Consider the following 13,545-nt stretch of genomic DNA (forward strand, 5'->3'; position numbering starts at 1 on the left):
AGCGGACATATCGGGATGTTCCACCTTCTGGGGACGACTCGACGGGTGTGTGGCGTATGTGTTTCGCCTCGCCCGGAGAGTGCCTCCGACCTGCGAATTCCCGCCGCCTCCCGGCTCGGCCCGGCCCCTCGCAGCACGTCCGTGTTGCTGTTGTCAAGCCCCGAGATATGCCCTGACCTGCGAAAACGCCATTCAGAACACGCCGTATCCGTGTTACCCTGGATAGCCACGGAAGGGGTACCTGTCACATGACGTTCAAGGTTGGCGACACCGTGGTCTATCCCCATCACGGGGCCGCGCTGATCGAGGCCATCGAAACTCGTCAGATCAAAGGCGTGGACAAGACCTACTTGGTGCTGAAGGTCGCCCAGGGTGACCTCACGGTGCGTGTGCCAGCGGACAATGCGGAGTTCGTCGGCGTGCGTGATGTGGTCGGTCAGGACGGGCTGGACCGGGTCTTCGAGGTACTGCGCGCGCCGTACGCCGAGGAGCCCACGAACTGGTCCCGTCGCTACAAGGCAAACCTGGAGAAGCTCGCCTCCGGCGATGTCATCAAGGTCGCGGAAGTCGTGCGTGACCTGTGGCGTCGCGAGCGCGAGCGCGGACTCTCCGCCGGTGAGAAGCGCATGCTCGCCAAGGCCCGCCAGATCCTGGTGAGCGAGCTCGCCCTCGCGGAGAACACCAACGAGGACAAGGCCGAGGCACTGCTCGACGAGGTGCTCGCCTCCTGACGCGCGGCCGGCGGCATCCGCTGCCCCCGGCACGCTCAGAACAGTGAAAATGCCGCGGTGCCCGATGACACTCACCCTGTCGCCGGGCGCTGCGGCATGTTCGTCCCCGGCCGTCCCGGCCGCGGTGCCGGGCCGCCGCGAGCGGCCTGCCGTTCGACTCGGGGGAAGCCCCCGATACTTGGTGTGCCGGGCCCGGGCAGAAGGCTCGACCAGGGTCACGGAAGGGTCCGGTCGAGCGTCGTGCCCGGCACTCCTCCAGGCCATACCCACCTAGGTCGAGCACACAAACCTGACAGGAACCGATGTCTGACGATTCGCGCCCCGCGCCCGCGCAGATCCCCGTCGCCGCCGTGATTCCCGCCGCCGGCCGCGGCGTACGCCTCGGCCCGGGCGCCCCCAAGGCGCTCCGCACGCTGAACGGCACGCCCATGCTGATCCACGCGGTACGCGCCCTCGCCGCGTCCCGCCACGTCTCCCTGGTGATCGTCGTCGCGCCCCCGGACGGCGCCGCCGAGGCCAAGCTGCTGCTCGACGCGCACGCCCTGCCCGGGAGCACCGACTTCCTCGTCGTGCCCGGCGGGGACAGCCGCCAGGAGTCGGTCCGGCTCGGCCTGGACGCCCTGCCGCCCGAGTACGGCGTGGTGCTCGTCCACGACGCGGCCCGCCCGCTCGTCCCGGTCGACACCGTGGACGCGGTCATCGAGGCCGTGCGCGAGGGAGCGCCCGCCGTCGTCCCCGCGCTGCCGCTGGCCGACACCGTCAAGGAGGTCGAACCGGCCGCCGTCCCCGGCGACCCGGAGCCGGTCGTGGCCACGCCCGAGCGGTCCCGGCTGCGCGCCGTGCAGACGCCCCAGGGCTTCGACCGGGCCACCCTGGTCCGCGCCCACGAGACGGTCACCGAGGACGTCACGGACGACGCGTCCATGGTCGAGCAACTCGGCCTGCGGGTCGTCACCGTCCCCGGTCACGAGGAGGCCTTCAAGGTCACCCGCCCGCTCGACCTCGTCCTCGCCGAGGCGGTCCTGGCCCGCAGGAGGCTCAACGATGGCTTCTGACACTCCGGTACTGCCCCAGGTCGGCATCGGTACCGACATCCACGCCTTCGAGGACGGCCGCGAGCTGTGGTGCGCCGGCCTGAAGTGGGAGGACGCGGGGCCGGGCCTGGCCGGGCACTCCGACGCCGACGTCGTCGCCCACGCCGCCTGCAACGCGCTGTTCTCCGCGGCCGGACTCGGCGACCTCGGGCAGCACTTCGGCACCGGCCGCCCCGAGTGGTCCGGCGCCTCCGGCGTCACCCTGCTCACCGAGGCCGCCCGCATCGTCCGCGAGGCCGGGTTCACCATCGGCAACGTCGCCGTCCAGGTCGTCGGACCCCGCCCCAAGATCGGCAAGCGGCGGGACGAGGCGCAGAAGATCCTCTCCGAGGCGGCCGGTGCGCCCGTGTCGGTGTCCGGCGCGACGACGGACGGGCTCGGCTTCCCCGGGCGCGAGGAGGGGCTGATGGCGGTCGCGACCGCGCTCGTGGTGCGGGTGCGCTGAGGGCGTGCGAGGGTACCCGCAGGGTCACCGCTGACTCGAGGTCCCGGAGGTATCCATGCCCGCCGCCCTGTCCGACCGGCTCAAGTCCCTGCTCGACGGCCCCGTCTTCATCGTGGTCGGCACCATCCAGCCCGACGGCAGCCCCCAGCTGTCCCCGGTCTGGGTGAAGCGGGACGGCGACCAGATCCTGTTCTCCACGACCGCCGACCGCCGCAAGAAGAAGAACCTGGACCGCGACGCCCGGGTGAGCGTGGTCGTCCAGGACCCCGAGATGCCCTACGTCTACGGGGAGATCCGGGGCACCGCCGAACTCACCGCCGACGGCGCCGACGACCTCATCGACGAGCTGTCGGTGAAGTACACCGGCAAGAAGTACGCCGAGTTCAACCCGGCCTCCGTGGACGACGCCGAACGGGTGGTGGTGCGGATCACGCCCGAGAAGGTCGTGGGCATGTTCTAGCCAACCGGCACCAGGCACCACTCCGGGGCCACTACCCTGGAGTGGTGACCATTCGCCTGTACGACACCAGCGCCCGGCAGATCCGTGACTTCACCCCGCTCAAGCCGGGTTGCGTCTCGATCTACCTCTGTGGCGCCACCGTGCAGGCGGCCCCGCACATCGGGCACATCCGCTCCGGCCTGAACTTCGACATCATGCGCCGCTGGTTCGAGTACCGCGGCTACGAGGTGACGTTCGTCCGCAACGTCACCGACATCGACGACAAGATCATCGCCAAGTCCAAGGAGCAGAACCGGCCCTGGTGGTCGATCGGCTACGAGAACGAGCGCGCCTTCAACGACGGCTACGCCGCCCTCGGCTGCCTGCCGCCCACCTACGAGCCCCGCGCGACCGGCCACGTCACCGAGATGACCGAGATGATGCAGGGCCTCATCGAGCGCGGCCACGCCTACGCGTCCGACGGCAACGTCTACTTCGACGTGCGGTCCTTCCCGCGCTACCTGGAGCTGTCCCGGCAGGAGCTGGACAACCTGCTCCAGCCGTCCGGCGAGGGCGAGACCGGCAAGCGGGACCCGCGCGACTTCGCCATGTGGAAGGCGGCCAAGCCGGGCGAGCCCACCTGGCCCACCCCGTGGGGCCCCGGCCGGCCCGGCTGGCACCTGGAGTGCTCCGCCATGGCCCACAAGTACCTGGGCAGCGCCTTCGACATCCACGGCGGCGGCCTGGACCTGATCTTCCCGCACCACGAGAACGAGATCGCCCAGGCCAAGGCCTACGGCGACGACTTCGCCCAGTACTGGGTGCACAACGCCTGGGTCACCATGGCCGGCGACAAGATGTCCAAGTCGCTCGGCAACAGCGTCCTGGTCTCCGAGATGGTCAGGCAGTGGCGCCCGGTCGTCCTGCGCTACTACCTCGGCACCCCGCACTACCGGTCGATGATCGAGTACAGCGAGGAGGCGCTGCGCGAGGCCGAGTCGGCGTTCGCGCGCATCGAGGGCTTCGTGCAGCGCGTGGTGGAGCTGGCCGGGGGAGTGGTCGAGCCCGCCGCCGAGGTCCCGCCCGCGTTCGCCGACGCCATGGACGACGACCTGGGCGTCCCGCAGGCCCTCGCCGTGGTGCACACCACCGTCCGGCAGGGCAACAGCGCGCTGGCCGCCGACGACAAGGAGGCCGCCGTCGCCCGGCTCGCCGAGGTGCGGGCCATGCTCGGCGTGCTCGGCCTCGACCCGCTCGACGCGCACTGGGCCGGCGAGAGCGACCGGGGCGAGGACCTGCACGGTGTCGTCGACAGCCTCGTGCGCCTGGTCCTCGCGCAGCGCGAGTCCGCCCGCGCCCGCAAGGACTGGGCCACCGCCGACGCCATCCGCGACCAGCTCGGCCAGGCCGGACTGGTCGTCGAGGACAGCCCGCAGGGCCCGCGCTGGAGCCTCGGCCCGCGCTGATCACGCGGGCGATCCGGTGATCGATTGTGCCGTCCGGGCCTCCGGGCGGCACACTGCATAGACGTACGAACACTTCCGTCAGAGAACAGGTAGGTCATGGCCGCGAACAACCGCCGCATGTCCGGCAAGAAGGGCGCGCAGGTCGGCAGTGGCGGCCAGCGGCGCAAGGGCCTCGAAGGCAGGGGCCCGACCCCGCCCGCCGAGATGCGCAAGGGCCACAAGAAGAACCGCATCGCCAACGCCAAGGCGAAGCAGGCCGTGCGCCGCCCCGTGGCCCGGGGCCGCGGCGGCAAGTCCGCCTCCGAGCTGGTCGTCGGCCGCAACCCGGTCGTCGAGGCGCTGCGCGAGGGCGTGCCCGCGTCCACGCTCTATGTGCAGCAGTTCATCGACAACGACGAGCGCGTCCGCGAGGCCCTCCAGCTCGCCGGCGAGCGCGGCGGGATCAACCTCATGGAGGCCCCGCGCCCGGAACTGGACCGGATGACCAACGGCCTGAACCACCAGGGCCTGGTCCTGCAGGTCCCGCCGTACGAGTACGCGCACCCCGAGGACCTCACCGAGGCGGCCTACGACGAGGGCGAGGACCCGCTGATCGTCGCCCTCGACGGCGTCACCGACCCGCGCAACCTCGGCGCCGTCGTCCGGTCCGTGTCCGCCTTCGGCGGTCACGGCGTGATCGTCCCCGAGCGCCGCTCGGCTGGCATGACCGCCGGCGCCTGGAAGACCTCCGCCGGCACGGCCGCCCGCACCCCGGTCGCCCGCGCCACCAACCTCACCCGCGCCCTCGAGGCCTACAAGAAGGCCGGCATCACGGTCGTCGGCCTCGCCGCCGACGGCGAGGTGGCGCTCGGTGACCTGGAGGCGCTGTCGGGCCCGGTGGCCATCGTGGTCGGCTCCGAGGGCAAGGGCCTGTCCCGCCTGGTCGGCGAGACCTGCGACTTCCGGGTGCGCATCCCGATGCCGGGTGGCGCCGAGTCGCTGAACGCCGGTGTGGCGGCGGGCATCGTGCTGTACGAGGTCGCACGTCGCCGGAGCTGACGTGACGTCGCGCGGACGGGACTGAACACCCGTCCGCGACTTCACCCGCACGGGGGAATTCCGGTGCCCACGGGGCGTTCGGGACACCTTTGACGGAGTCCGGACACATCCGCCCCGTCACGGCAGTGTCCTAACTCCGCGTCACTCGGTTAGATGAGTGTGGACACCAGAACACCCCGCACACCCACGGGGGACCGCTCGTCGGGATTCGACGAGGCTCCCGCGCTGAGCATGGTGAAGGTGCCGAGTGATCCGGCGCAGGTCATCGTCACCCACGCCAGCTTCCGCGTGCAGCTGGGCGCGTCGTCGAGGCGCAGCCAATCCCCGCGGATCGCCCGGCACCTGAGTACCGCCCAGGACACCGCCCACGTGCCGTCCATGGGCGCGGCGGGCCGGGCCGGGGCGGCCGGCCGCCGCCGGCCCGTCGTGTGGAGCGGCAGGTCCGCCCCCGACGACACCGGCGCCCACCGGCTGCTCCAGGCCGTGCGGGGCAGCAGCGTCCGCCATGAGGAGACCGGCCTGGAGGCCGGCGCCACCCAGGTCATCCCGCGCGTCGGCGGCGGCTACCCGGGCGCCTACGACGGCCTCGACGGAACCGTGGAGACCCCCGTCGTCGGCCACCAGCGCACCTCCCCGGACGGCGGCACCCGGCTGCTGCCGCCCCTGCGCGGCGGCGGCAGCGTCTACGACGAACCGGGCTACGCCGAGCCGGCCCACGGCGGCCACGGCTACGACGAACCGGCCTACGGCGACGACGAGTTCGACGACCACCAGGAGTACGCCGGAGAGGCCGGCGGCCGCCGCCGCCGCGGCAGGCGGCACGGCGACGACCCGGCCCGGCACGCCTACTACCCGGGCCGCCGCATGAACCTCGGCGTGGTCCTGCTCCCGCTGCGCGTCTTCCTCGGCTTCATCTCCATCTACGCCGGCATGGGCAAGCTGTGCGACCCCGTGTACTTCGACGGCGGCAAACGCGGCTCCATGGTCACCTGGCTCAACACCCTGCACCCGTGGGAAGTCGCCGAGCCGCTGCGCCAGTTCGCGCTGCACCACCCCATCGGCTCCGGTCTGGTCATCGCCTTCCTCCAGGTGGTCGTCGGCGTCCTGACCATCGCCGGCTGCTGGCAGCGCGTCGCCGCCGTCGTCGGCGCCCTGCTCTCCGCCGCGCTGATCGTCACCGTGAGCTGGAAGACGGTCCCCGCCTACGACGCGCCCGACATCATCTACCTCGCCGCCTGGTCCCCGCTGATCATCGCCGGCGCCCCCGTGTACTCCGTCGACGGCCGCCTCGCGGGCAGCGCCTGGCGCCGGCTAGGGCCCCGCGCCGACATCTGGGAGCTGCGCCGCCACGTCCTGCGCCGCGGCGCCCTGGTCACCGCCGTCACCGTGGGCCTCACCCTGCTCGTCGGCTCCCTGCTGGGCGGCGCGGTGCGGGACTCCAGCCGGGTGGTCGTGCCCCGGCCCGGCGAGGCCCCCCGCAACAACCTGCCCGGCTCCCCGCTCCCGCAGAAGCCGGGCCAGGACCGGCGGACGTCACCGCCCGCCTCCCGGGCCCCCGGCAGCGGCAGCGGCGCCACCACCGGCCCGTCCGGCGCCGCCACGACACCCGGCGCGAGCCGCGGCGGCACCGGCGCCACCACGACGACGCCGAGCCAGACCCAGGGCACCACGGGCCGGATCCCGCCCCGCCCGTCCTCCCCGGCCGGCGGCGGCGCCCCGAGCACCACGGCGGGCCCCACCAGCACCGGTGGCGGCACGACGGGCGGCGGCGGCACGACCGGCGGCACCGGCTCGGGCGGCGACTCCGGCGGCAGCACCTCCTCCGGCCGGCCCGGTCTGGTGGGCGGCCTGCTCGGCTGACCCGCCGCACACACGCCGAAGGGCCCGTACCACCGCGGTACGGGCCCTTCGGCCTGCTCGGTGCGGGCGCGGCGGCGGCAGCGCGCCTACCGCCCCAGGGCCGCCAGTTCCCTGGCCGCCTCGGCGAGGTCCTTCGCGGTGTCGATGGCCCGCCAGTAGGCGCCCTGCGGGATCGTGAAGCCCGCCAGGCTGCGCTCCCGGGCCAGCCGCGGGAACGTGGTCCGCTCGTGGTCGCCGCGCTCGGGCAGCAGACCGGCGAACTCGGGCGAGAACACGTAGACGCCCGCGTTGATCTCGAACGTCGACGGCGGGGCCTCGATGAAGTCGGTGATGTGCCCGAAGCCGTCGGTCCGGACCGCGCCCCAGGGGATCCGCGGCCTGGCCAGCGCCAGCGTGGCGACGGCGTCCCGCTCGGTGTGGAAGTCGGCCATGTCCCGCAGGGAGAAGCGGGTCCAGATGTCGCCGTTGGTGGCGTACCAGGGCCGGTCGGGGTGGGGGAGGTGCGCGGCCGCGTACTTCAGGCCGCCGCCGCGGCCGAGGGGCTCGGTCTCGACGACGGTGGTGACGGACACCGGCAGATCGGCCGAGTCCAGCCACTTCTGCAGGACGTCGGCGAGGTGGCCGCAGGAGACCACGACGTCCGTCACGCCCTCCTCGGCGAGCCAGGCGAGCTGGTGGCCGATGATCGGAGTGCCCGTCCCGGGGATCTCGACCATCGGCTTGGGCCGGTCGTCGGTGTAGGGACGCAGCCGTGAGCCTTGGCCACCGGCCAGGACGACGGCTTGAGTGGGGCGCGTCGCCGCGTTCGGATGGGTCATGCCCCGAACTGTACGTGGGCCCCGGCGTGGGTCCGGACCGCGACCGGCTCGTGGGCGGCCCCGCCGCACGGAAGGCCCCGTGGCCAAGCGCGGGCGCGCGAGGGGCACCGGCTCACGGGGGAAGCCGGTGCCCGTTCCGTGGCCGCCGCTCAGCTGTGCGCGCTCAGCACTCCGGAGGCGAAGGCCGTGTCGCAGACCGGGCGGGCGTACGACTGTGCGCGCGCCGGGCCGTAGATGCGCACGGCGGCCTTGCCCAGGGCGCGGGCGATCGAACCGCAGTGCCTGGCCAGTGCCGGATGCCCGTTCACCGCCTGCTGGAGGTGGGTCAGGGCCACGCCCGGGTTCCTGTCCTGCAGCTCGGTCATGAGCCGGTCGCGGAGCACGTCCTGCGGGGCGCGGGGGGCGGCCTTGGAGGAGACGGACGCCGAGGAGACGTCCGAGGCCATGAGCACCGAGCTGGATGAGCTCCCCGTCCAGTTGACCCGGGTGACCGCGAGGGTCCCGGAGAGCACCAGGACGACGGGCAGGACGAGGGCGAGAGTGCGGCCGATCCGGCGGGCAGGGCCGCCCCGGTGGCCGCGTCGCGTCTGAGGGATGGTGGAGTGCTTCACGCGTGTGAGGGTAGCGTGCAGTAATGATTTGGCGACATTCAGTCACCCCTACGGGGGATGAGGTGCCGCTGATTTCTGGGTAAGGCGTTGACGCCGGTCGCCCCCGGTGGTCGCTTCGCCGGGGTATGTCCGCGCGAACGAAGAGGCCCCGCGGCGATCCGCGGGGCCTCTGGCGTCGACGTGGCCGTTCGTCCCGGATCCACCGGGGCACAGCGGCCGGGGCGCGGCTCAGTCGGAGAGACGCTCGCCCGTGGAGGTCGAGAACACGTGGGTCTCGCCCGGACGCGGCACGACGTGCACGGTGGCGCCCTTCTCCGGCACCGCACGGCTGCTGACGCGGACGACCAGGTCCCGCTGCTCGCCGCCGACCTCGGCGGTGCCGTAGATGTAGCCGTCGGCGCCGGTCTCCTCGACCACGTTCACCGAGACGGCGAGGCCGGCCGGGGCGTCGGCGCTGTCCTTGGTCAGGGAGGCGGCCGAGGCGCCGCCGCCCAGCTCGACGACGTCGAAGTGCTCGGGGCGGACGCCCACGGTGACCGTGCGGTCGCCCTTGTCGGCGGCGGCCTTCAGCGCGTCCCGGTTGACCGGCACCACGCTGTTGCCGAACTTCACACCGCCGTCGGTGATCGGCACCTCGACCAGGTTCATGGCGGGGGAGCCGATGAAGCCGGCGACGAAGAGGTTCGCGGGCTTGTCGTACATGTTGCGCGGCGAGTCGACCTGCTGGAGCAGACCGTCCTTGAGCACGGCCACCCGGTCGCCCATCGTCATGGCCTCGACCTGGTCGTGGGTGACGTAGACGGTGGTGATCCCGAGTCGGCGCTGGAGGCCGGCGATCTGGGTACGGGTGGAGACGCGCAGCTTGGCGTCCAGGTTGGACAGCGGCTCGTCCATGAGGAAGACCTGCGGCTCGCGGACGATCGCGCGGCCCATGGCGACACGCTGGCGCTGACCGCCGGAGAGCGCCTTCGGCTTGCGGTCCAGGTATTCCGTGAGGTCGAGGATCTTGGCGGCCTCCTCGACCTTCTGCCGGATCTCCGCCTTGTTGACGCCGGCGATCTTGAGCGCGAAGCCCATGTTGTCGGCGACCGTCATGTGCGGGTAGAGGGCGTAGTTCTGGAACACCATGGCGATGTCCCGGTCCTTGGGCGGCAGGTGCGTGACGTCGCGGTCACCGATGCGGATCGCGCCGCCGTTGACGTCCTCCAGGCCCGCGAGCATGCGCAGGGAGGTGGACTTGCCGCAGCCCGACGGGCCGACCAGGACGAGGAACTCGCCGTCCTCGATCGCGATGTCGAGACCGTCGACGGCGGGCTTGGTGGAACCCGGGTAGATCCGGGTCGCCTTGTCGAACGTGACAGTGGCCATGGTGAATGGGCCCCCTTCTACCGGCAGGAACGTGCCGGACGATCCGTTGTAGGAAGGTGGTTGGTGTAGTCCACCGAAGTGAACCGGCTCAGGACGCTACCTGGCGCCGCGCGCTCTGTCAGTACCCACAGCCCTGTGAACTTCGCGGAAATCGCCCACGGAGGCAGAGCACCACTCTTTTGACCTGCTTCGCTTCCTGCTTCGACGCCCACTGCCTGCCACGCACAACCCTGGCGGGCCGCGCCTGACCGGTCTCACAGGGACTCCACAGGCATTCCGGCCCACGGCCCGTCGGTCCGTACCGCACCAGCCGCCGCTACGCCGCCGGCGGACACTCCTCGAACTCCGACGCCTTGATGACTGCCGGCGCCTTCCTGCCGGGCGGCAGGGACGCCGCCATCAGCCAGTACAGGCGCATCCCCTCGTCCCGCAGGTTCGCGGCGGCGTTCACATCCCGGTCCAGCAGGGCCCCGCACGCAGGACACGTCCACTCCCGGACCGAGACGTCCATCCTCGGCCCCATGGCGTGACATGCCGAGCAACGGCGCGTCGACGGGAAGAAGCGGTCCACGATCACCAGCGTCCGCCCGTACCACCCGCACTTGTACCGAAGCTGCCGCAACAGCTCGCCCCACGAGGCATCCGCGATCGCCTGATTCAGCCTTGCCTTCCGGCGCCTCCCCCTGCCCCGCGCCGCGCGCAGCAACGTCATGACGGACAGGTCCTCCACCACGAGCACTTGGTTCTCGCGCACGAGGCGGGTGGTGAGCTTGTCCAGCATGTCTTTCCGCTTGTCCGCGAGGAGCCCATGGACGCGTGCGATCTTCTGCTTGGCCTTCCCCCGGTTCCTCGACCCCCGCACCTTGTTGTGCAGCTCTCGCTGCAACCGCGCCAGCTTCTCCGCGTACCGCCTCAGCAGTCGTGGGTGATCGAACCTCGTCCCGTCGTCCAGGGTGACCAGCGACGCCAGCCCCACATCCACGCCCGTGGCCTTCGGCGCTCGCGAACCCCGCACGAAGGCCGCGGGCAGCGGCGCCATTCGCTCGTCCACCAAGGCCGAAAGGAAGTACCGGCCCGCCCGGTCCCGCGTCACCGCCAGCCGCACCGGCACGACCCCGGCGGGCAACGCCCGCGACCACCGGATGTCCAACGGTCGCGACTGCTTGGCGAGCGTGACCGTCCCGGTACCCGGCCGGTCCGGATCCTCCATCCACCGGAAACCCGTCCGGACGTAGACCGCCGTGTCCGGGGACCGCCCCTTCCTCTTGCGCCTCGGACGTCCTCCCGAACCCTTGAAGAACCGGCTGTACGCCTGATCCAGATGGCGCAGAGACTGCTGAAGCACCGTCGAGGACACGTCCTTGAGCCATGCGGTCTCCGCGTTCCGCTTCCAGCCGGTCAGTGCCCGGCATGTCTCCGCGAATCCCACGCTCACCCGGTGTCGCTCCCAGGCGCCCGCCCGCAGTGCCAGCCCCTCGTTGTAGACCCACCTGCACGCGCCGAACGTCCGCCCCAACTGCTCGGCCTGCTGCTCGGTCGGATAGAAGCGGAAGCGGTAGAGGCGATGGTGGGTGTCCGCCCGCTTGACGTGCCCCTTCAGCGGAGTCGCCTTGCGCGCGTGGTGCTTGCTGCGGTCGCCGATGCCGAGAGTCTCACGCTTGATGGTTCGCGCTGTGCCGCCCCTCACGGCCTCCGGCTTCTCCGCCACGTCCCCCATGAACCCCTCCCGGCGATCCGCTCCTCGGAAAAGCACGTCAGATCGATCAACGAACGGGTGCACGGATGGTTACGCGCGGTCCTCGAATCTGCCGAGCGCCACAAACTCCGTGCCTGAGGAATGCGGCTCTGTGTACAGTGGATCCGCCTTCGCGTACGGCGTCGTAGTGCGCGGTGCCTCCTTAGCTCAGCTGGCCAGAGCAAGATCCTTGTAAGATCGAGGTCGTCGGTTCGAATCCGACAGGGGGCTCCGTACCTGGCAGGGCCATCCGCACCCATCGGTGCGGGTGGCCCTGTCCGTCGTCGTGGCTCAGGCGGTTGCCAGCAGGGTTCCGAGCACCTCGCGCAGCACGCCCTCCGGGTCCGGTACGGCGCCCGTGGCGCGCCAGGCCACGAAGCCGTCCGGGCGGACGAGGACCGCGCCGTCGGCGGTGACGCCGTGCAGCTCGGCCCAGTCGGTGGCGTCGTCCTCGTAGGTCAGGTCCGCGTCCGCGCCCGGGCCGATGCGGTAGGCGTCCAGGCGTACGCCGCCGGCCTCGGCGATCCTGCGGGCGGCGGTGTGCCAGCCCGCGTCGTCCGGGGAGTCGCTGAGGAGGACGAGGGAGCGCTCGTACAGGTCCACGGTGGACAGCCGGCGGTTGGCGCGGCGCAGCCAGAGGTGCGGGGCGCGGGTGCCGGGCCGGCCGGTGAGGTCGAGGGTGTCGGGGACGACCGGCCGGTCGGGGTCGGCGCCGAGGACGGCGCCGTGCGGGTAGTGGTAGCCGAGGACGACGTCGAGGATGCCGCCGCGCCCGCCGGCGCCGACGCCGGGGGCGGGGGCGAAGCCCGGGTGGCTGTGCTCGACGGAGCGGGCGGAGGCGCGGGCGCTGGTGGCGATCGCCACCGGGCGGCGCTCGGTGTCGTAGGTGGCGAGGAGGTCGGGGCCCGCCCAGCCGTCGAGGACGGCGGCCAGCTTCCAGGCGAGGTTGTGCGCGTCCTGGATGCCGGTGTTGGAGCCGAACGCGCCGGTGGGTGACATCTCGTGGGCGGAGTCGCCGGCGAGGAAGACACGCCCGTGGGAGTAGCGGTCGGCCACTCTTTCGGCGGCGCGCCAGGACGCCTTTCCGGTGATCTCCACGTCGAGGCCGGGGACGCCGACGGCCTGGCGGATGTGGCGCTGGAGGCGTTCCTCGGTGAACTCGTCGAGGGTCTCGCCCTGCTCGGGGTGCCAGGGGGCGTGGAAGACCCAGTGCTCCTTGTTGTCGACGGGGAGCAGGGCGCCGTCGGCCCCGGGGCTGGTGAGGTAGCAGCAGATGAAGCGGCGGTCGCCGACGGTGTCGGCCAGCCGGGTGGAGCGGAAGGTGACGCTGACGTTGGCGAAGAGGTCTCCGGGGCCGCTCTGGCCGATGCCGAGGGCGTTGCGCACGGGGCTGCGCGGGCCGTCGGCGGCGACCAGGTAGTCCGCCCGTACGGTGTAGTGCTCCTCGGTGGCGCGGTCGAGGATCACGGCCGTCACTCCGTCGGCGTCCTGTTCGAAGGACTCCATCTGGTGGAAGTAGCGCAGGTCGCCGCCGAGTTCGCGGGCGCTGTCGACGAGGACGGGTTCGAGGTCGTTCTGGCTGCACAGGCACCAGCCGGTGGGGCTGAACCGGGCGAGTCCGCCGCCGGGGTCGATGTGCCTGAAGAGCCATTCGCCGGCGTCGCCCACGAGGGTGGGGGTCTGCAGGATGCCGTGGTTGTCGGCGAGGAGCGAGGCCGCCGCCTTGACGTCCGGTTCGATGCCGGCCACGCGGAGGAGTTCCATCGTGCGGACGTTGTTGCCGCGTCCGCGCGGGTGGATGGAGGTGCCGGAGTGCCGCTCCACGAGCATGTGCCGGACGCCGTGACGGCCCAGGAAGACGGACGTGGACAGGCCCACCAGGGAGCCGCCCACGACGAGGACGGGGACCCGGTGGTCCGCTTTCTGATGCATCGAAGCCT

Annotated in this window: 12 protein-coding genes and 1 tRNA gene; 8 read left to right on the forward strand and 5 right to left on the reverse strand. The window is 72.0% G+C overall.

Annotation, left to right across the window (positions count from 1 at the left end; translation table 11 throughout):
* The first annotated feature begins 248 nt into the window (after positions 1-248).
* The 7 genes from TNCT1_RS12315 (at position 249) to TNCT1_RS12350 (ending at position 7,073) form a co-directional block, all read left to right on the forward strand.
* Positions 249-731: a CarD family transcriptional regulator gene (locus TNCT1_RS12315; RefSeq protein ID WP_003953493.1), complete on the forward strand. Its 483-nt coding sequence runs from the start codon at positions 249-251 to the stop codon at positions 729-731.
* 302 nt (positions 732-1,033) lie between these two features.
* On the forward strand, positions 1,034-1,786 hold the full coding sequence (gene ispD, locus TNCT1_RS12325; protein WP_143630940.1) for a 2-C-methyl-D-erythritol 4-phosphate cytidylyltransferase: 753 nt from the start codon (positions 1,034-1,036) through the stop codon (positions 1,784-1,786).
* Positions 1,776-2,270, forward strand: a complete 495-nt coding sequence (gene ispF, locus TNCT1_RS12330) for a 2-C-methyl-D-erythritol 2,4-cyclodiphosphate synthase (protein WP_143630941.1) — start codon at positions 1,776-1,778, stop codon at positions 2,268-2,270. Before ispD ends, ispF begins: the two co-directional genes overlap by 11 nt.
* A gap of 55 nt (positions 2,271-2,325) precedes the next feature.
* The gene (locus TNCT1_RS12335) at positions 2,326-2,730 is read left to right on the forward strand and encodes a PPOX class F420-dependent oxidoreductase (RefSeq protein ID WP_143630942.1); all 405 of its coding nucleotides are present in this window, start codon (positions 2,326-2,328) and stop codon (positions 2,728-2,730) included.
* 44 nt (positions 2,731-2,774) lie between these two features.
* Positions 2,775-4,175 (forward strand): cysteine--tRNA ligase, encoded by a 1,401-nt coding sequence (gene cysS / locus TNCT1_RS12340; RefSeq protein WP_143630943.1) that lies wholly within the window; start codon positions 2,775-2,777, stop codon positions 4,173-4,175.
* A 96-nt stretch (positions 4,176-4,271) separates the two neighbouring features.
* On the forward strand, positions 4,272-5,213 hold the full coding sequence (gene rlmB, locus TNCT1_RS12345; RefSeq protein WP_143630944.1) for a 23S rRNA (guanosine(2251)-2'-O)-methyltransferase RlmB: 942 nt from the start codon (positions 4,272-4,274) through the stop codon (positions 5,211-5,213).
* Positions 5,214-5,366: 153 nt separating this feature from the next.
* Entirely contained in the window at positions 5,367-7,073 is a 1,707-nt protein-coding gene (locus TNCT1_RS12350) for a DoxX family protein (protein ID WP_174266255.1), read from the forward strand.
* An 86-nt stretch (positions 7,074-7,159) separates the two neighbouring features.
* Here the strand turns inward: TNCT1_RS12350 and TNCT1_RS12355 are convergent, their stop codons facing one another.
* From TNCT1_RS12355 to TNCT1_RS12370, 4 genes are all read right to left on the reverse strand, one after another.
* A complete protein-coding gene (locus TNCT1_RS12355; protein WP_143630945.1) occupies positions 7,160-7,891 on the reverse strand; it encodes a nucleotidyltransferase family protein in 732 nt (243 codons plus the stop codon).
* A 149-nt stretch (positions 7,892-8,040) separates the two neighbouring features.
* Positions 8,041-8,502, reverse strand: coding sequence for a hypothetical protein (locus TNCT1_RS12360; RefSeq protein ID WP_143630946.1), 462 nt, complete (start codon positions 8,500-8,502; stop codon positions 8,041-8,043).
* A gap of 228 nt (positions 8,503-8,730) precedes the next feature.
* Positions 8,731-9,870 (reverse strand): diacetylchitobiose ABC transporter ATP-binding protein MsiK, encoded by a 1,140-nt coding sequence (gene msiK / locus TNCT1_RS12365; RefSeq protein WP_143630947.1) that lies wholly within the window; start codon positions 9,868-9,870, stop codon positions 8,731-8,733.
* 316 nt (positions 9,871-10,186) lie between these two features.
* Entirely contained in the window at positions 10,187-11,587 is a 1,401-nt protein-coding gene (locus TNCT1_RS12370) for an RNA-guided endonuclease TnpB family protein (RefSeq protein WP_143630948.1), read from the reverse strand.
* 175 nt (positions 11,588-11,762) lie between these two features.
* Between TNCT1_RS12370 and TNCT1_RS12375 the strand changes: the two genes are divergently transcribed.
* Positions 11,763-11,836 (forward strand) — tRNA-Thr (locus tag TNCT1_RS12375).
* Between the two features lie 60 nt (positions 11,837-11,896).
* Here the strand turns inward: TNCT1_RS12375 and TNCT1_RS12380 are convergent.
* Entirely contained in the window at positions 11,897-13,537 is a 1,641-nt protein-coding gene (locus tag TNCT1_RS12380) for an FAD-dependent monooxygenase (protein ID WP_143630949.1), read from the reverse strand.
* Between the last annotated feature and the right edge of the window lie 8 nt (positions 13,538-13,545).

The sequence above is a fragment of the Streptomyces sp. 1-11 genome, assembly GCF_007176755.1.
Classification (GTDB): domain Bacteria; phylum Actinomycetota; class Actinomycetes; order Streptomycetales; family Streptomycetaceae; genus Streptomyces.

Bases quoted from the DNA above. Each gene is read 5' to 3' on its own strand.
- rlmB (WP_143630944.1), top strand. From the start codon at position 4,272: ATGGCCGCGAACAACCGCCGCATGTCCGGCAAGAAGGGCGCGCAGGTC.
- TNCT1_RS12350 (WP_174266255.1), top strand. From the start codon at position 5,367: ATGAGTGTGGACACCAGAACACCCCGCACACCCACGGGGGACCGCTCG.
- TNCT1_RS12315 (WP_003953493.1), top strand. From the start codon at position 249: ATGACGTTCAAGGTTGGCGACACCGTGGTCTATCCCCATCACGGGGCC.
- ispD (WP_143630940.1), top strand. From the start codon at position 1,034: ATGTCTGACGATTCGCGCCCCGCGCCCGCGCAGATCCCCGTCGCCGCC.
- msiK (WP_143630947.1), bottom strand. From the start codon at position 9,870: ATGGCCACTGTCACGTTCGACAAGGCGACCCGGATCTACCCGGGTTCC.
- TNCT1_RS12335 (WP_143630942.1), top strand. From the start codon at position 2,326: ATGCCCGCCGCCCTGTCCGACCGGCTCAAGTCCCTGCTCGACGGCCCC.
- TNCT1_RS12380 (WP_143630949.1), bottom strand. From the start codon at position 13,537: ATGCATCAGAAAGCGGACCACCGGGTCCCCGTCCTCGTCGTGGGCGGC.
- TNCT1_RS12355 (WP_143630945.1), bottom strand. From the start codon at position 7,891: ATGACCCATCCGAACGCGGCGACGCGCCCCACTCAAGCCGTCGTCCTG.
- TNCT1_RS12370 (WP_143630948.1), bottom strand. From the start codon at position 11,587: ATGGGGGACGTGGCGGAGAAGCCGGAGGCCGTGAGGGGCGGCACAGCG.
- ispF (WP_143630941.1), top strand. From the start codon at position 1,776: ATGGCTTCTGACACTCCGGTACTGCCCCAGGTCGGCATCGGTACCGAC.